Genomic DNA, 17,577 nt, shown 5'->3' with positions numbered 1-17,577 from the left:
TTATATTTCTGAGCGTTGGGCTCATTAGCCAAATAAGCGTGTAGGGTTGGCTTGTAATATTGTGCTTATTTGGTGATCAGTGATCCCATGCTGTTTGAGCAAAGGAACAAATTCGTCGATTAGGTAGCTAAACCCTAATCCGCCGTTGGCTTTTAAATGTGAACGACGAGTGATGTCCATCGACAGCATAATTTGCTGTTCATATCCACGCTCGCAAAGCAAAGCAAGGGTCAAAGCGCGCTTGTCGTCTGGGTAGTAACTATTTTTTCCGATGGTATCAAACTGGATATAGCAGCCTTGATCGAGCATCCAAAGGAGGTGATCAAGGTTATCGCGTAAATCGCAATGCCCTACGGTTACTTGATTCATGGCAACACCACACTGTTTAAGTAGTTCTAGTTGTTGCCTACCCATCGTGCTCATTGACTGATGGGTTGAAATTGGACGACCCGTTTCCAAATGAGCTATAGCCGCCGCTTTGAATACTTTTTGTTCGGTTGGGCTGAAGTGATCTTCGCTACTGCCTATTTCACCAATGACACTGGCTTTTAGACGTGAGCCATCAATGCCACCTTCAATTTCTCGGATCATACCGCGAGCAACCTGCTGTACGTCCATGGTGTACAACTTGTCGGGGAAAAATCCTTCGATGTAGTATCCCGTCGAAAGTAAGATATTGATTCCACTGTCATCTATTAAATTTTCAATAAATTGAGGATTTCTACCCATAAAAGAATTAGTGACTTCTACGATGTTGCGTACGCCACGTTTTTGCACTTCGCGCATTTCATCACACAGCAATTCGTACTGGTCCAAACGGCAGTCGAGATCGTGTTTTTGTGGCGATAGATCAATGTGCAAATGTTCATGGCAGTATGTGTAACCCGTATCGTCAATCATGTTTCAATCCTCGTTTGAGATTTGCATTAGTGAGTAGACATTGAGCAACATGAAACTTTCTTCAGTTGCAGGTAAAGTGGTTAACCCCATGGCTTGCAATAATTGCTGATGAAGTGCTAATACTGCAGGAAATTGTTCATCAGCTTCAATCTCTTCCAAAATATCTGGGTCAAGACCTTCCTCAACCGCTTCTTGTTGCCAAATTCGGTCTGCCGCCCTTGCTAGATGAGTCATTGCCATTTGATATTGTTCGTTGTTATGGCAAAGCGCCAATTGCTCATCAATCACTGCGATAGCGCTTAAACACCCATTATGCGCTTGCTGTGTAATGACGTTGGCTTGCAGTAGTACATCAAGTCTCTCTTTCATGGATTACCTTTAGTAGCTTGGTGTTAATTCGCCTTTCACTACCGCTTGTTGGTGCGCCAGTAGTGATGAGAGTTTGAGTAACTTACGCAGTAATACGGTTATATGGTTTTCATTGCCATTGACGAGCATTACCGCTTCAGATGCTTCCTGACAAGCGGGTAAATGACTTAAGGATTGTTCATCGAGACCATATTTTTCCATATCTATCGCTTCCGGTAGCCAAACGACGGCATCAATCTCGCCGTTGGTTAAGTGGGTTAAACTTTCGCCATAGTGAATCTCAACGATCTCAATGTCTTTGTCTTCAAATGCCTGACTGGTCAGAATTTTTTGGTCGGGAGAATCGGGATCGACACCAACGCGGCGAATCTGATCATACTGACCTTGGCGATAAATTAGGCGATGCTCGTGAGAATAGGTTCGTGGGCCAAGATCAATAGCGGTGACCAAACCCGAAGTGAGCTCTTTCGCTGCTAACTTTGACATTATCGCGACATCATAGGTACCATTTTTCAAGCATTCGGCACGTACACTTGCGCCACGCATATGAGCAAAATAAAGTGGTAAGCCACCCAACTGCTCTTTTAAGCCACTGGCTAAGCCTTCATAGTGTCGGGTGTAAGGCAAAGGCATTGCGCAAACAACATTGCTTATACCAGCACAAGACACAAGTTCGTGGTAATGCAACTTAGTGATAAAGGTTCCGTTACGACCTTGTCGGGATAAAACGACGGCGCCACTTTGTTCAATGGTCGTTAACGCTTTTTGAATAAATCCAACCGATACAGAAAACTCATCTGATAGTGAATCGATTGTTCGCAAACGATCACCTTCAGAGGTTGTCATCAGGTACTGAGCGATATTCATGATCGCGGTACCTTCTTTGCTAATATATTGAACGGACATAATATTATATCTTCATTATTTTGAAGATAATTTAACAGACGAGTGAAATGTTAAAAAGCACAGTGGGTATATTTTGTGAGCTATTTCGATAAAAATCGATCGATTTACGATTAGAGCGGGTGGCTTATCGCTTTGATTATGTATTCAACCGATCTAATAAAAACTCTCGTAATGCGTGTAATGCAGGGGTGAGTTGGCGTTTATCGGTGACGACTAAATAGAGTGGAATGCTGTCACCTTGCCAGTCTTCAAAAAGTGGCACTAGGCTACCGTCATCAATGTCAGGTTGAGAGTCTAAACGGGATTTATAGCCAATCCCTTTACCTGCTATCATCCAGCGTCTGACCACATCACCATCATTGGCGAAGCGGTTGCCCGTGGCAATAACTTCGCACTTTTCGCCTTGTTTTGAAAAGCGCCATTTAGTGTGGTATTTGACCAAGGTAATAAAGTTTAGACAGTTGTGATTGACCAGTTCTGACGGATGGGTAGGTTTGCCAAATTCGGCAATATAATCTGGAGAAGCACAAGCAATGCGATCATTTTTGGGGCTAATTGGCAATGCTACCATGCTGGAATCTGGCGGTGTGCCATAGCGGATTGAAGCGTCGAGAGGGTGCGTGTATAGGTCAACAATGTTGTCACAAAGTTGTGTTGATAGAATGAGTTTAGGGTGTAAATCAAGAAACTCATCGAGCAAAGGTACAAGAATATTGCGCCCTAAATCAGAGGGCATGGCAAGCCGAAGGTGACCTGTGATCTGGTTTGGGTCGTGTTTAACCGATTCTACCCCGGATTCAATTGCCTGCACCGCTTGCTGGCATTTTTCTAGCATCAACTGCCCTTCAGAGGTAAGGCGGATACTGCGTGTTGAGCGAACAAACAAAGCACAATCAAACTGATTCTCTAAGCGCTTAATAGTGGCGCTTACCGCAGCAGGGGTAACATTAAGTATGTTGGCTGCGTGAGTAATGCTGCCTTGGCGAGCCGTTTCAATAAACACACTAAAGTCTTGTAGTACTTTCATTTGCTTCTCTGCGGTGATGATTTAATAGCAAACTCTCTAAAGAAAGAGGTGTTTGATGTGTTGGTAAAGCCCTTGGGTAAAGTGAGCTGGTTGGGCTTCATTCCAGTGAACCCCTTCAACTTGGCTAGATGATACAAACTCACCGGCATTGAAATAACAGCAGCCGAGCTCTGCGGCTCTGGCTTTGTAGTGGGTATCAAATTGTTGTGATTTTTCTGCCGCCCCTTCAAAGCCCGTAGCAGCAAAACCCACTTCGTGGATGGGAGCAGGGCAAACTAATACTACATCAATCGGATATCCTTGATGGCTCGCAAAGTGTTGAGCCTGTTTAACCAAGTGCGCTGCGCCTGATGAAATCTCTGCTGCCGATAGTTCAAGGTGGCTTTGCAGATCGTTAGTGCCAAGCATAATCACCACCACATTTGGTTGGTGTTTTTCTAAACATGGCAGAAAGTAACCTAGCCCTGAATGTGGGCTATGGATTGATTCGTGAAAACCGGTTGTCCTACCGGGTAACCCTTCGTTAATTACTCGCCAACCGTCGGGTAGTGCTTGCTCTAACAGCGTCGTCCAACGTAAATCGTTTGGGTAACGCCCACCTTTTAAAGGAATGTAACCCCAAGTATTGGAGTCACCAAAACATAGAACTGATTTCATTATCTATCCTTGCTAACGGCTCCAATCTATATATTTGTTTGTCCGTTATGAACGATGTCGTATCACTACCAGCGTGAAGCTGTCATCGCGAGATTTGAAGCCGTTTCGACTGAATTTAAAATTGTATCATCGACGAAGTGACTGCGCGTGAGTTTTTCAATAATTGGTCGAGTGGGCTCGAGGTTAAATACTTAACTCGAGTTTGAATAGCCCGCCTTTTTGGGCGGGTGTTTTTAATTCGTCAATTGCTTAGAGCCATAGCTGGCATCATGAATGTTGACGTTTCACGCAAGCAAAGAAAGCGTTACCCGAGTTGATATCCCAAGGAATGATTTTTTCGTAGTCGTGTTCAAAGATATGCACTTCAAAGTATGGCTTAAGTAAGGCCGTCAGCTCTTCGTAATTAACCGCCACCATTGGGTGTTCATCATTCCAAAGTTGTTTGTCTTCTACTGAATGCTTCTCGATGCTTAGCGTTAAAAATTGCTGTTCACCTTCGCCGCTGTATTTCCAGCCCGAGCTAAATACAAAATCGCTCTCTTCATGTTTTGCGCTATGGCGAACAAAAGATCGGTTATCAATTTTGTTTCTGTTTACTGAGTTAAAGCAGAACATGCCACCTGGCGCTAAAGCCGCATGGGCAGCTGCGATACACTTTTTCAAATTCTCAATACCATCACTGTAGTGAATCGAGTACAGAAAACAGGTGATCAGATCGAGCGGTTGTTCCACCGTAAAGTCACACATATTGTGCAAAATAAACTCGGCTTCAGGGCAGCGCACTTTTGCCAAATCAAGCATTGGTTGATTGAGATCTAAGCCACTGCTTTGGTAACCAAAGTCAATTAAGTGGCGGATATGCGGACCGGTACCACACGCCAAATCCAAATGCCTTGTGCCTGCATTACCAAAGAGTTGGTGCAGTCGGCAAACATAATGACTTTGGGCGTGATAATCGATGTCGGCACACATTAAATCGTAGTAACCAGAAAGGTCGGTATAGAGGGCGTTTGAAGGAATGATTCCCACAGTGGTAATGCTCGTCAATAATTAGGCTGCGCATCCTATATCAAGCCAGCCGAATTACGAAGCAAAATAATCGCCCGCTTTTTCCCTCATAGATAGCATCTCAAACCATCTTCTTCTTGTATCATCTACTTAGCTTAAACTTGACCGTATGGGACAAGCTGTTTATATTATCGCCGCCTACTGGGCACACCCTAAAATGCACACTCGCTATCCTGCCATCATTGGTGCATTTATATTGGTGTTTAAGAACCTCCATGCAAACTACACTTCGTCCTTTTTCTCGTTTTACCCGTGAATCGGGTGCTTTGATGCATCTGTCGATTCCTATTATTTTGACTCAAATTGCCACTCAAGCCATGGGCTTTGTCGATACGACAATGGCAGGCCAAGTAAGCCCTGCTGATTTAGCCGCAATTGCACTTGGTGCCAGCCTCTGGATCCCAGTTTTATTACTCCTTCGTGGTGTGATTATGGCGCTAACTCCGGTCGTCGCTTATCACCGTGGTGCACGAGACTTTGCCAGTATTTCTGTAGAGTTTTTTCAAATGGTTTGGCTGGCGTTGATCTCTAGTGTGTTACTCATCGTTTATTTGATGAGTGCGAAACCGATATTGGAATGGATTGGCGTCGCTGCAGAAATTATCCCTATCGCCAGCGACTATGCTTTCGCACTCGCATTTGGTGTGCCGGGCATCGCTTTGTTCTATACCCTAAATGGCTTTTGTGAGGGGATGAACAACACAAAAGTGCCGATGATTATTTCGGTGATTGGGCTATTAGTGAATATCCCAGTCAACTACATACTGATTTACGGTAAACTTGGCTTCCCTGAAATGGGGGCTGTAGGCTGTGGTTGGGCAACCAGTTTGGTCTATTGGCTGATGTCGGGCTTGTTGTACTCGTACATCAAAGGCCATCACCATTACAAAAAAATTATCTCTTTTTCTGATGCCAAACCAAGAGCAAAAGAAATGGTCCACCTACTGAGATTAGGCTTGCCTATCGGTATGAACATCGCGGTGTGTGGCAGTATTTTTGCCGTAATTGCGTTGTTGATTGGTCGCATTGGCGCAGAGAATGTTGCAGCTGCGCAGATAGCACTGAATATCTCAAGTTTGACCTATGTGATCCCAATGAGTATCTCGTTTGGTATTACTATTCGTGTCGGGCACGCATTAGGTGAGCGTGATGAGCAAAGTGCGGTTGATCGCAGTAAAATCGGTATTGTTGTTGCGGCGTTAGTCTCACTCATTTCGGTGGCGATTTTCTTGCTGTTCCCTGAGTGGATTATTCGTCTTTACACCACTGATCCTGCTATCAGTGCAACAGCGGCAACACTACTGGTGTTTACCGCGATGTACCAATTTAGCGATGCGCTACAAACCTCAGCCAATGGCGCACTGCGCGGCTATAAAGACACTAAGATGCCGATGTTCTTGGCGATAGCTTCTTATTGGGGGCTAGCGCTGCCATTGGGTGTCGTATTGGGGCTAACTGATCACATTGTGCCAGCCATGGGCGAGAAGGGTTTTTGGATCGGTATCCTCACCGGGTTAACCACCGCTGCTATTCTAATGTTGCTGCGCTTGCGATATGTAATCAAAAGCCGCGATTCAGTGCCTGTGAGTGGTGCGGTAGCTAGCTAAATCGCTCTAGTAAGTACAAACGAGAAGCGCGTTACTGCTAGTTGGAAGTAACGTGCTTTTTTTTGAATAAGCATGGAATTATTGCTGTTCTTGATTCCTTCAGACACGAATTCTAACTCGCCTTTTGGCAGTTTCTGTTTCGTGATTGATTATCGGAGTCCAACAAAAAGTGACACAGCTTATGCTTAAACAGGCGAAAATTCGGTCGATTATCGCTCGAATTTCTTAAGTGAAGCTGGGATAGTGAAATAGAGTTTTAGCAGGAAGCTAAAACAACCACTTAACCTAATGCGTGCTGACAAGGAGTCGCTATGTTCCCGCTTGAAGTATTTATTCCCTATACCTTAGCCTGCCTGTTGTTGGTCATTTCTCCGGGACCCGATAATTTACTCGCTATCGCACGCGGCTTAAGCCAAGGCAAGTTAGCCGCTTGGGTTTCTGGCTGCGCCTCAGGCTCTGGGATTCTATTTCATATAATGGCTGCCACCTTTGGCTTAACCTTGCTGATCCAGACCTCTGAAGTCGCGTTTTACGTTGTAAAGTTGGTGGGGGCGGGCTACTTGATTTGGCTTGGTATTAAAGCACTGCGCTCACGCAGTTTATTTAACCTAGAACAGACCAAACCGCAGTCTCTTTTTACTATCTATAGTACTGGTTTTCTTTCCGCGGCATTAAACCCTAAACCTGGGCTATTTGTACTGGCGTTTATTCCTCAATTTGTTAACCCGCAGTTAGGCTCAGTCACCTTGCAGATGGTGGGGTACGGGGTTTGGTTTGCACTGCTGACCGCCGTAGGCTTTAGTTTGATGGGCGTGTTTTCATCTCAGTTGTCTGCGTGGCTTAAACAAAAACCTAAGGTCGTTTCCGCACTTAATATTGGCGGCGGGCTAACCTTTATTGGTTCCGGCTTGGCGGTGGCTCTGATGCGCCAAAAATAAGTCTGTTAGAAATAAGTACATTAAAAATAAACGACAGATCATAAATAGAAAAGCCCCGAAATAACGGGGCTTGATTACTACATAATGTAGGAAGTTTGGAAAATAGTAATCACTTACTGACCATAGTAAGCGCGGCGGTAAATCTCTTTCACGTCGGCTGGGCTTGGAGTACCCGGGTTAGTGAGTGTGCATGGGTCGTCAAACGCGTTTTGGCTCATGCGGTCTAGCACAGCTAAGTAATCGGCTTCACTAATATCGACCTCGGTGATTTCTTTAAATGTTAGTGGGATATCCAGTTTCGCGTTCAAAGCGCGCAGTTCGTTCTCGATAGACTCTAGACCTAAGTAGCGCTCAACTTCTGCGTACTTATCGGTAGAAAGCTTGTTATATTCGATGATATAAGGCATCAAGATCGAGTTAGCAAGACCATGAGTTACACCAAATTCGCCGCCAATCTTATGCGCAAGAGAGTGAACTAAGCCCAGTGATACGTTAGAGAACGCCATGCCCGCCAAGGTTGATGCGTTGTGCATGTTATCGCGAGCAGGCATATTATCGCCTTGCTTGTAAGCGGTTTCGATGTTTTCAAAGACCAGTTTAATCGCACGCATGGCTAGTGGATCGGAGTAATCGTTAGCAACCGTTGAAACAAACGCTTCTAATGCGTGTGCCATCACATCCATACCAGTATTGGCAGTAATGTGTGGCGGCATTTTTGCTGGTAATGCTGGGTCAATGATCGCGACATCAGGCACGATGTGTGGCGATACAATCGGATATTTAATGTGATTTTCCATATCAGTTATCACAGAAAACGCAGTGATCTCTGATGCAGTACCACTGGTCGAAGGAATGGCAACAAACTTAGCTTTGTTGCGCAGAGCAGGCATTGACCCCACTGGGATAATATCTTCAAAGCTCAATTGTGGGTGCTCATAGAAACACCACATGATTTTGGCTGCGTCTAATGCTGAGCCGCCACCAATGGCGATGATCCAATCGGGTTCAAAGTCACGCATTGCTTGCGCGCCTTTTACTACGGTTTGTACTGATGGGTTTGGTTCAACGCCATCAAATACGATGGAATCAATACCTGCAGCGCCCAATAACTCTTGAGTTTGAGCGATAAAGCCAAATTTTTTCATTGAGCTACCACCAGTAACGATGATCGCTTTGCGTCCTTGTAGGGCTTTGAGAGCGTCCATGGCGTTTTCGCCAAAATAGATGCTTTCAGGGATCTTAAACATATTCATGTTCTTTTCCTTCAGTCAAATTTAAAAATAAACTGCAGGAATAGTACCCTTGTACGGATGGGCAAATTTGATCCGAATCATGTAGGGTAACTGAGGAATCGCGTGACTTAAATTGACTTTAAATTTTAGGAGCCTGTTATCAAATTGGCTGTAAATTCGCTGCAAAAAATAACTTGTATTAACTATTATGTTCTTTGTTTTCAGCGTTTTGCTGGCTGTAAGTCAATGAGATTTAGTCTTTGTTTCGGCTTGGATCTCAAAAGGAGAACGGCAACTTTCCCCAAAAATACGTGACTAATTAAGAGAGTGATTAAGGTTCTTTATGATGGCTCTTACTGGTCGGCTTCTAGTCTCAGTTAGTAAAATGGTGGAAAAACCTAATAGAGAAATGGTCGCTAATGAAAATGCAATGAAAGGACCGGAATAGATATAACTATGGACGCTATTAAACATTAAAACGGAGTAAGCGATGGTAAGTAGTAACCAATTGGTTTTTATCCTGTAGCGTCCTTTATCGACCGTATAGATCACGGTGACATTGTTGGTGAATTTACCCAGCGGAACACGCAGTGAATAACGAGTCAGTTCTTTATGTTCAATTCCGGCTAGGTCTAATTGTGCTTTAATTTGGTCCATCATTCTCTCCTGTGTCTGATTTGGCTTTGTACATTAATTAAAGCGCCGGCATTTGTTCTGCTATTCGGTGAGCTTGCTCGATAAGCATTCTCGCATTGTTGCCGTTTTCTGCATCGCCACACACTTTGCCTCGGTAGTAACTATCTGGATTGGAATAGATAGGAAGTATTTCATCTTCATAGCTCATCACAGTGCCACCAGTACCGCATTTATAGGCGCGAGCATAAGGTTTTAAGAAGTGGTGGAATTCGGGAAGAATGGTTGATTCTAACCATTTTTGTAGGTTGAAAGGGTGGCCTTCAGCGTGCTGCGCCCAAGCGAGGTGGCCCAACTCATGTTCAATTAACGTCAATCCATTATTGTGTGTGATGGCGAAGAACTTACGGCTCAAATTAAACTCAACTTGACCTGCGTAACCAAGCATATCGCTGTATTTTTTAGCCAGTACAAAGCCATAAAACTGGTTGGCTTGTGGATATTGGTTACCTAGATCCCCTGAGTTGAGCTGGGTTTCAAGTTGCTTGTGTAAGGTGTAGATATCATGGACGTCATTTTTGTCCAAATCGATATAACGAACGGTGCCAAGTGAGCGTGTCATTGGAATGCAGGAGTTGCGCAAAATTATATTGGATTGCTTAATCGATTGGGTGAAATAAGCTTCAACTTGCTGTTGGTTGCTTGCGTCCAATACTTCTTGATCGACAATGAAATTAATTTCGGTATCAACGATGGCTGTCGCATCACAATCAGGGAGTTCTAGTCCTTCAGAACTGGGTTTGGTCGCGATCATTATTGCAACTACAATGACCAAGCTGCTGATGACTAACCATTTGGGCTGCATAGATACTCTCCACGATTTAGCTTGCCATAAAGGCTGAGTGGTGAGTCTGTCTAAATCACTTTGTACTAACAAGGACGCCATTAATTAGTGCGACGAGAGTCATATTTTGTAAGCTATATCTTGTTGTTATATAAGACTTATGTAGGAAAAAATATGGCTAACCAAATTGTGGCTTCGGTTGGCGAGGTTGACTTTACGCGGTGTTTTTGATGCGCAGGAATGGAGAGATAGTCGCCTTGCTTGAGTGTCACTGCGTTACCATCTGGATATTCGATGATGCCAAATCCAGACAGGACTAATACCCACTCATTGTCTGCTTGATCATACCAACCGTGCTCGGGTGACCCTTGCCCATATGAGACAATACGTTCAATTCGCACATGCTCGTTTTTTACAATATCTTCAAATAGTTCATGCTCTAGAGATTGGGGGATGTGTGAAAACAAGTTATTCATTGGTATTCCATCTGTCGCGAGTGGTTAGTTTGCTACTTGGTCGATACTGTCGACTTTCGACCAGCGATAATACTTTTCATCGGCAATATCAAGCATAGGGAGATCTTCATAGGTATCGCCATAGGCGTATATTTTGCTGTATTGGCTAATATCGAGTTGCTCTTTGAGTAAGCGTACTTTGTTTTCAAGGCTGCAATCACCTTTTAGGTAGTGCCCTGTATAGCGCTGGTTGTGTTGGCTTAATCGACTACACACCACTTTAATACCTTGTTGCTGACACCAAATATCGAGGTAAGGGCTTAGCGATGCCGACACGACATAAATTTCGTCACCACGTTGTTTATGCCACTCGATTTTCTCTAATGCATTTGTTCTCATTACCTTGGGCAAGTATTCACTAACAAACTGCTGAGCTTTTGATTCTACTTGCTGCGTATTTCGTCGCCAGAAGGCCACTTTGGACAATATCGGACGAGTTTTACTCGCGGGTAGTAAGCCGATTTTGTAAAACAAAATAACCGGCGAAACGGCAACGCAACCAACAATCATCCTAGGTCTTGGCGTGGCAAAGAATAGAAATGCAGTATAGGCATCTTGATTGGTGATCGTGCCGTCAAAATCAAATAGTGCGAGGTCCATTCGTTCACCATCCTATAAGTAAGTGGCGAGTAGGCACAAAGCCATTGGCGGTATACCAGAGATAAACAACTTAATGAACATCTGGCTGTTTTCCTCTTCACGCAGCGCATCCACTTTATCACTGCTGCTTCTGTCAACGAGTGAATCTGCAACGCGTTCTGCTTTATTACTTAATGAGCCAAACCCTGCCGCAGGAGGGTACATGTAAAGTAGCGCCGCTATCCCCCACAGGATAAGAGCGGTAAAGAAGGCGTAGTCGGAGACAAAACGGATGCCGAATAATCCCGTTGTGGAATCAATCAATACTATGGTACTCGCGGTAGCAATATTACTGATCAGGATAAATTTTATAAGTTGGAACATAGGTTGACGACCACTTAAGAGGGACATGAATTTGCCAGCTTATTTCTGCCAACATCTGAGTTTATTTTTTTCTTCTTTCGCTACAAAGGCTTGTTCTAAGTCGATTTCATAGCGATTGGCGATAGAGCATAGATAAATGAAAATATCAGCTAATTCATCGCCAATTTCACCGACTTTAGAGTTCGGATCAATGGCAATGCCTTGCGCTTTTCGCACCGCTTTGAATAGCTCGCCAGTTTCTTCGCCAAGCAGCAAACATTTTTCTAATACAGGTTGCTCGGCAAAGCCGCGCTCCACTTCCAACTGGGCGACATAATGCTGAAAATCAGCCAATGTTGGGGTTTGTTTTAACTCTGGCATTATTACTCCGTTACCCTGATTCAATTCGAACTAGGGTAACCAGTTAGAGTAGAAAATGCCAATCAATCAAAACAGTAGCGACGTCTAGCGTGCTCTTTGCATTTGGTGTTCGAATAAGAAGCAAGCTTCTTCCACACTGATATTGAGAGTGAGTTGCTGACTAAGAATTTCATGAAGTTGTTTAGCTGATTCTATAGCGGATGATCGCTCTGTTCCTGCTTGGTCATCATATTCAAATAGCTCTAATCGTTTAACTAGTTCACGCGTATTAGAGTGAATTTTTGATACCACGAGATTGTTAACAAAATTACTTTGCGGATGCTTGTGAGTATAGAAATGGCTGGCATCACAATCTGCTTCAGTGGTTTCACTGAGATCAAAACGGTAAAGCGTCTGCCAATTATCATCATTAAGTTGCTCAACGCGATAGTCTTGGTTCTTAGTCGCTGATAAACGCACTTGTTGGGTATGCCAAGAGTATTGCTGGCTTTGTAATATTAAAGCTTCTTGAGGAGTTGCGATACCGAAGCCAACATCAACCAGATGGTGTTGATCATTTAGTTTCAATAGCATGACTCGGTGTGAACGACGATTGAACTCATTACCATCAAGCAAGACTCGAGCTAAGACTGGTCGCACATCGTAGCCTAGATGTGTCAGCGCGTTTTGCAATAGCTTGTTGTGTTCAAAGCAATAGCCCCCCTGCTTGCTAACGACAACTCGTTCAACAATTGCATCAATATTTAAGCTTAAATCCCGATCTAAGATGACATTGACACTGCTAAAAGCAAACAAGCTAAGGTGCCTTTTAATCATATAATTAACGCGTTCGATACCATGTAATGACGCGGGAATATCGAGCTCAGTGAGATAGTGTTCTATTGGGTTGTTAATTACTAACATTTGAATCCGTACTTAGATGAGTGATCGAACGTTCGAGAGGCTTGGCAAGCAAAGCTGAGATAAAAGTATCCAACTCTCTTGGGTTAATAGTAATGTTTTCACGGCAATCTGCATGCAATTTGCCAGCGTATTGCATATTAAAATAGCCGAATATTTTGCTAAACATCTGATCAAATACTGGGCATATTACAGCGTTTGCGGAACTAGTGAGCACGAATGCCCTCTTGCTTGCTAAAGCGCGAGCTTTGGGTTTAAGTGCCGCAACACCGGTTAATTCAGTGATACGGTCAATAAAGGCTTTCATCGCTGCGGTCGGAGCATGCCAATAGACCGGCGATGCAAAAATCACGTTGTTTGTTTGAAGAATCTTCTCCACTAATGGATAGAAATCGTCATTAGGGTATTGATTCTCATAGTTGTATGCGGAGATAGAGAGTTGATCAATATTGATTATTTCCATATCAATATGCTGCGAAACACGCTCAATCACTTGAGCTGTATTGCCTTGATGGTTGGCACTAGAAAACAGAACCAGTGTTTTCATCATATTCCTTAATGGTCGAATGAAGACTGGTTCTGACTATAAAACCTCTAGTTAGGTTGAGGTAAAGTGTTTTTTGTTGTGTTAGCAATTTAAATGTTAATCGCACTTTGCTTATTCTTCGTCGACTAAAATACCAAGCATTTTTAGCTCCCGTTCGCATTGTTCTGCATTTTGGAATTGAATTCCCGCCATACCAATAGCTTGAGCGCCTTCAACGTTGTTGGGCATATCATCTATAAACAAGCACTCTTGTGCGTCTAACTGATATTGCTCAAGCAGCGTTTGATAAATCTCTGGGCTAGGCTTTAAGTAACCCACATCCGCTGAGATAACCACACCATCAAACAAAGACCAAAAATCATATTGCTGTTTTAGATGGGTAACGATTTCATGCACATTATCTGAGAGGGCGTATACGTTGTAGCCCGCCTCTTTTACTCGGTTTAGCAAGTCAATTGAGCCGAACAATACCAACTGAGTATGTTTAACGTAATAGCAGATCTTTTCCGCTTGAATGGCAGATAAGCCAAATTCTCTTTGCAGTGCCGTTTGTACTTCGGCTTCAGTTAATTCGCCACGGTTAGCTGCCAGCCAAATGGGTGACTGGAATATTTGCTTAGTGAGTGTGTTGACTCGTTCTGAGTCGCCAAAGGTAAGACGAATCACTTCAACGGGTGACCAGCGTACGATGACGTTGCCAAGGTCGAATATGATATTTTTAATGCTCTTTGATGACATCCTGTTCTCCCAAAAAACAACTTAAGTGGGTTTGCGCCAAACAACGGCTAACTGTTCTTTTTACTCTAAGCTATAGAGATATGCTGTTAAGTAACATGTTGTTATCAAATAACTTACTTTTCTTTCATAAGTTTAGTGCTTAGGTTTTCATCTGTATATATTGAAAAGTGTGGAATTTGTAACTTGATCTAAATTCTATTCGATTTTAGCGCTTGCTTGATGCAATAACTTGGCAACGATTTTGTGAAAGGATGGATTATTATCAGTTAGCTCTATTGCCCACTGATTTTTCGGTCGTTTGAATATACGAAGTTTTCTATACCTAGAGTACAGTGTCAAGGCACTCGCTTTTATCAACTCAAGGTATGCTGTGGTAAATGCTAATGCTTTCGCTTACCTTTGGGTGAGTGCTGAGCACATATTTGTAACGTTGGAGCGCATTATGGCAAGTAAGAACAAGTTAATCCGTTATCCTTCGATTGAGGTGCACGCATTGTTTGAGAAAGAGCGTGCATTGATAGAACAAGTAAAAGCAAGTCAGTTAGATCAAGTGCTTCTGTTATGGCAAGCCAAAGCGCCGACGTTAGTGCTTCCCGCGGGGAACAAATGGCCAGCGAGTGATGAGTTGACTCAATCACTGGCAAATACAGGTTGGCAATTGACAGCTCGCAAAACGGGCGGCGCACCTGTGCCACAGTTGCCGGGTATCATTAACTTATCGCATATCTATCATTGGCCAGATGAGCAGCCTTACGACATCAAAACCGCCTACATGAATCTGTGCCAAGTACTAATGGCATTTTTTACATCGTTAGGTGTGAAAGTAGAAGTGCATGCCACACCTGGTTCATACTGTGATGGCGATTATAATCTTAATGTTGCGGGTCAGAAAATCGTCGGCACAGCGCAACGCGTGTTATTAAAGAAGCAGGGTGGGAAAGTGGTGCTGTCACAGGCTTGCATCATTATTGATGCTGAAGCGAATAAGATGGTTGAGCCAGTTAAACTGTGTAATCAAATTTGCCAACATCCTGCAAAGATTGACGCCAATGTGCACACCGACCTCTTTACTCATTTGAATGAGCGCCCGAGCATTGAATGGTTATTCCAGCAGTTGACGGATGCATTTTTGTATCATTCAAAATAAAATCCCCCACGTTGTTGTGGGGGATAAAGTGGTTTAGCTGACCGCTTCTAACTGTTTGGAGTCATCCGTTTTTTTCTCTTCCTCTGGCTCATCAGAGCTTGATTCGGAGAAAATTTCGGCTACAGCGCTACGCTCTAGCTCACCTTGCAAGTTACCTTCGTCATCAACTACCGGTAGTGAGAAATCTGAAGACATAGTGTCAGTTAATATTTCTTCAATGGCTGAATCAGGTGACACAGATGGTACTTGCTCGTACATTTCTTCATGCCAATCGTCACTTGCTGGATCTTCAACGGCATCAATCAGACTCTCTTGGGTGACGAGTCCTTGATAACCATCTTCCGTTACGTGGTAACCGTAATCATGTTTCGACAGTCTCATTTGCGCCAGTGCTTCATCGATGGTAGAAGCCGTAATGCGTAGCGCTGGTGGCTGCATCACTGTTTCAACCGTCAGTGCGCGAGCTCGGTTTACGTCTTTCACGAAGGCTTCTACGTAATCATCTGCAGGTGTAAGCAAGATCTCATCAGGGGTACCTTGTTGTACTAAGACACCATCTTTTAAAATCGCAATTCGATCGCCAATTCGCAGCGCTTCATCAAGATCGTGGGTAATGAAGATAATGGTTTTATGCAGTTTTTCTTGTAGCTCGATCAACTGATCTTGCATCTCACTGCGGATCAATGGATCCAATGCCGAGAAGGCTTCATCCATCAATAGGATTTCAGCATCAGTCGCGAGTGCACGGGCAAGACCTACACGCTGTTGTTGACCACCAGATAGTTGCGCAGGATATTGTTTTTCATAACCTTTTAGTCCTACAGTATCGAGCCAGTTTTGTGCTCGCTTGTAGCGCTCAGTTTTCTCTATGCCTTGAATTTCAAGACCATAAGCGACGTTGTCAATGACTGTTCGGTGAGGTAGTAGACCAAAGCGTTGGAATACCATCGACATTTTATGACGGCGGAACTCTTCCAACTCTTGGTTTGAAAGCTCCATTACATCAATACCTTCAACCATGATCTTGCCTTCAGTTGGGTCGATCAAGCGATTAAAGTGGCGGATCATGGTTGATTTACCCGAGCCGGATAAGCCCATGATCACGAAGATCTCACCTTGGTTAATGTTTAAGTTAATGTCTTTCAAACCGACAGTGTGCCCAGTTTCAGCCAGTACCTGATCTTTACTGTCACCGCGTTTTACTCGCTCCATTACTGTACGTGGAGCATGACCAAATACCTTATATAGGCCAGTGATCTCAATCAGTGGTTTAGTCATGCTTTAGATCTCCAAGGTGTGCTTGAGTACGCTTTGCGTATGCTTGTGATGCGCGGTCAAATAAAATAGCGAGTGCAACAATTGCAAATCCGTTAAGAAGACCTAGAGTGAAGTACTGGTTGGTAATTGATTTGAGTACCGGTTGTCCCAAGCCTTTTACACCAATCATTGAAGCAATTACGACCATTGATAGCGCCATCATGATGGTCTGGTTGATGCCAGCCATAATGGTTGGCATAGCCAGCGGTAACTGTACACCAAATAAACGCTGTTTATTGCTGGCACCAAATGCGGTGGCGGCTTCCAACACCTCTTTGTCAACAAGGCGTATACCAAGGTTGGTTAGTCGAATCACTGGTGGAATAGCGTAAATGATGACGGCGATCAGCCCAGGAATCTTACCAATACCAAGTAGCATAACCACTGGGATCAAGTATACGAATGCTGGCATTGTCTGCATGATATCAAGCATTGGTGTAACCACGGATTGAACACGGTCTGAGCGAGCCATGGCAATACCAATGGGGATACCAAGCACAATTGCGAGCATTGTACATACGGTGATAATACTGAGGGTACGCATGGTATCGTCCCACATACCAAAGTAGCCGATCAGTAATAGCGATACAGCACAGCCAACCACTAATTTCCATGAACGGCTAGCGGCATAGACGAGACCACAACAACAGGCTAAAACGATGAACCATGGTGTGGAGAGCAGTAGTTTTTCAAACCAGACCAAAAATGAGAGAAGTGGGTCAAAAATTGACTCGATAAGTTCGCCGTATTCACGTGAAAAATCACGGTAAAGACCATCTAAACTTTTGCGAATGGCTCTTAGATCTGCGCGTTCCATTGCGGGAAACTCGCTGAGCCAGCTCTTGTCAGACATATTATATTCCTTATCAGAACTGGCGCAGCGTTGCCGCGCCAGTTCTGTAGATGTGA

Annotated in this window: 21 protein-coding genes; 3 read left to right on the top strand and 18 right to left on the bottom strand. The window is 43.9% G+C overall.

Going from position 1 to position 17,577, the window contains the following annotated elements; translation table 11 throughout:
• Positions 1-24 precede the first annotated feature (24 nt).
• The 6 genes from L4C38_RS08065 to L4C38_RS08040 form a co-directional block, all read right to left on the bottom strand.
• Positions 25-900: a phosphotriesterase family protein gene (locus tag L4C38_RS08065; RefSeq protein WP_428797021.1), complete on the bottom strand. Its 876-nt coding sequence runs from the start codon at positions 898-900 to the stop codon at positions 25-27.
• Between the two features lie 3 nt (positions 901-903).
• Positions 904-1,269, bottom strand: a complete 366-nt coding sequence (locus L4C38_RS08060; RefSeq protein WP_428797020.1) for a hypothetical protein — start codon at positions 1,267-1,269, stop codon at positions 904-906.
• 9 nt (positions 1,270-1,278) lie between these two features.
• A complete protein-coding gene (gene yhfZ / locus L4C38_RS08055) occupies positions 1,279-2,175 on the bottom strand; it encodes a GntR family transcriptional regulator YhfZ (protein ID WP_428797019.1) in 897 nt (298 codons plus the stop codon).
• Between the two features lie 136 nt (positions 2,176-2,311).
• A complete protein-coding gene (locus L4C38_RS08050; RefSeq protein WP_428797018.1) occupies positions 2,312-3,202 on the bottom strand; it encodes a LysR family transcriptional regulator in 891 nt (296 codons plus the stop codon).
• A 36-nt stretch (positions 3,203-3,238) separates the two neighbouring features.
• Positions 3,239-3,859, bottom strand: coding sequence for an SGNH/GDSL hydrolase family protein (locus L4C38_RS08045; RefSeq protein ID WP_428797017.1), 621 nt, complete (start codon positions 3,857-3,859; stop codon positions 3,239-3,241).
• 267 nt (positions 3,860-4,126) lie between these two features.
• Positions 4,127-4,879, bottom strand: coding sequence for a class I SAM-dependent DNA methyltransferase (locus L4C38_RS08040; RefSeq protein ID WP_428797173.1), 753 nt, complete (start codon positions 4,877-4,879; stop codon positions 4,127-4,129).
• A 263-nt stretch (positions 4,880-5,142) separates the two neighbouring features.
• Here L4C38_RS08040 and L4C38_RS08035 point away from each other — a divergent pair, with 263 nt between their 5' ends.
• Positions 5,143-6,534, top strand: coding sequence for an MATE family efflux transporter (locus tag L4C38_RS08035; protein WP_428797016.1), 1,392 nt, complete (start codon positions 5,143-5,145; stop codon positions 6,532-6,534).
• Between the two features lie 311 nt (positions 6,535-6,845).
• Positions 6,846-7,472 (top strand): LysE family translocator, encoded by a 627-nt coding sequence (locus L4C38_RS08030; protein ID WP_428797015.1) that lies wholly within the window; start codon positions 6,846-6,848, stop codon positions 7,470-7,472.
• Positions 7,473-7,585: 113 nt separating this feature from the next.
• On the opposite strand, the gene L4C38_RS08025 is transcribed toward L4C38_RS08030, so the two are convergent.
• The 10 genes from L4C38_RS08025 to L4C38_RS07980 all read right to left on the bottom strand — a co-directional run bounded on the left by L4C38_RS08025 (position 7,586) and on the right by L4C38_RS07980 (position 14,204).
• On the bottom strand, positions 7,586-8,725 hold the full coding sequence (locus L4C38_RS08025; protein WP_428797014.1) for an iron-containing alcohol dehydrogenase: 1,140 nt from the start codon (positions 8,723-8,725) through the stop codon (positions 7,586-7,588).
• Between the two features lie 294 nt (positions 8,726-9,019).
• On the bottom strand, positions 9,020-9,361 hold the full coding sequence (locus L4C38_RS08020; protein ID WP_428797013.1) for a hypothetical protein: 342 nt from the start codon (positions 9,359-9,361) through the stop codon (positions 9,020-9,022).
• 37 nt (positions 9,362-9,398) lie between these two features.
• The gene (locus L4C38_RS08015) at positions 9,399-10,202 is read right to left on the bottom strand and encodes a hypothetical protein (protein WP_428797012.1); all 804 of its coding nucleotides are present in this window, start codon (positions 10,200-10,202) and stop codon (positions 9,399-9,401) included.
• A 137-nt stretch (positions 10,203-10,339) separates the two neighbouring features.
• Positions 10,340-10,657, bottom strand: a complete 318-nt coding sequence (locus L4C38_RS08010; protein WP_428797011.1) for a cupin domain-containing protein — start codon at positions 10,655-10,657, stop codon at positions 10,340-10,342.
• A 24-nt stretch (positions 10,658-10,681) separates the two neighbouring features.
• Positions 10,682-11,296 (bottom strand): HAD family hydrolase, encoded by a 615-nt coding sequence (locus L4C38_RS08005; RefSeq protein WP_428797010.1) that lies wholly within the window; start codon positions 11,294-11,296, stop codon positions 10,682-10,684.
• Positions 11,297-11,308: 12 nt separating this feature from the next.
• Positions 11,309-11,686: a hypothetical protein gene (locus L4C38_RS08000; RefSeq protein ID WP_428797009.1), complete on the bottom strand. Its 378-nt coding sequence runs from the start codon at positions 11,684-11,686 to the stop codon at positions 11,309-11,311.
• Between the two features lie 12 nt (positions 11,687-11,698).
• A complete protein-coding gene (locus L4C38_RS07995) occupies positions 11,699-12,019 on the bottom strand; it encodes a MazG nucleotide pyrophosphohydrolase domain-containing protein (protein ID WP_428797008.1) in 321 nt (106 codons plus the stop codon).
• Between the two features lie 84 nt (positions 12,020-12,103).
• Complete coding sequence (locus tag L4C38_RS07990; RefSeq protein ID WP_428797007.1) at positions 12,104-12,922, bottom strand: arylamine N-acetyltransferase family protein; 819 nt, start codon at positions 12,920-12,922, stop codon at positions 12,104-12,106.
• A complete protein-coding gene (locus L4C38_RS07985) occupies positions 12,909-13,466 on the bottom strand; it encodes a flavodoxin family protein (protein ID WP_428797006.1) in 558 nt (185 codons plus the stop codon). Before L4C38_RS07985 ends, L4C38_RS07990 begins: the two co-directional genes overlap by 14 nt.
• Before the next feature lie 111 nt (positions 13,467-13,577).
• Positions 13,578-14,204: an HAD family hydrolase gene (locus L4C38_RS07980; protein WP_428797005.1), complete on the bottom strand. Its 627-nt coding sequence runs from the start codon at positions 14,202-14,204 to the stop codon at positions 13,578-13,580.
• 442 nt (positions 14,205-14,646) lie between these two features.
• Between L4C38_RS07980 and L4C38_RS07975 the strand changes: the two genes are divergently transcribed.
• A complete protein-coding gene (locus L4C38_RS07975) occupies positions 14,647-15,351 on the top strand; it encodes a lipoate--protein ligase family protein (protein WP_428797004.1) in 705 nt (234 codons plus the stop codon).
• A 33-nt stretch (positions 15,352-15,384) separates the two neighbouring features.
• On the opposite strand, the gene L4C38_RS07970 is transcribed toward L4C38_RS07975, so the two are convergent.
• Both L4C38_RS07970 and L4C38_RS07965 read right to left on the bottom strand, forming a co-directional pair.
• Positions 15,385-16,629, bottom strand: coding sequence for a quaternary amine ABC transporter ATP-binding protein (locus L4C38_RS07970; protein ID WP_428797003.1), 1,245 nt, complete (start codon positions 16,627-16,629; stop codon positions 15,385-15,387).
• A complete protein-coding gene (locus L4C38_RS07965) occupies positions 16,622-17,521 on the bottom strand; it encodes an ABC transporter permease (RefSeq protein ID WP_428797002.1) in 900 nt (299 codons plus the stop codon). Before L4C38_RS07965 ends, L4C38_RS07970 begins: the two co-directional genes overlap by 8 nt.
• Positions 17,522-17,577 lie beyond the last annotated feature (56 nt).

Source organism: Vibrio kasasachensis (assembly GCF_050337565.1).
GTDB lineage: Bacteria > Pseudomonadota > Gammaproteobacteria > Enterobacterales > Vibrionaceae > Vibrio > Vibrio kasasachensis.
Note: the sequence above shows the minus strand (reverse complement) of the source record. Positions and strands in the feature narration are given on the sequence as shown.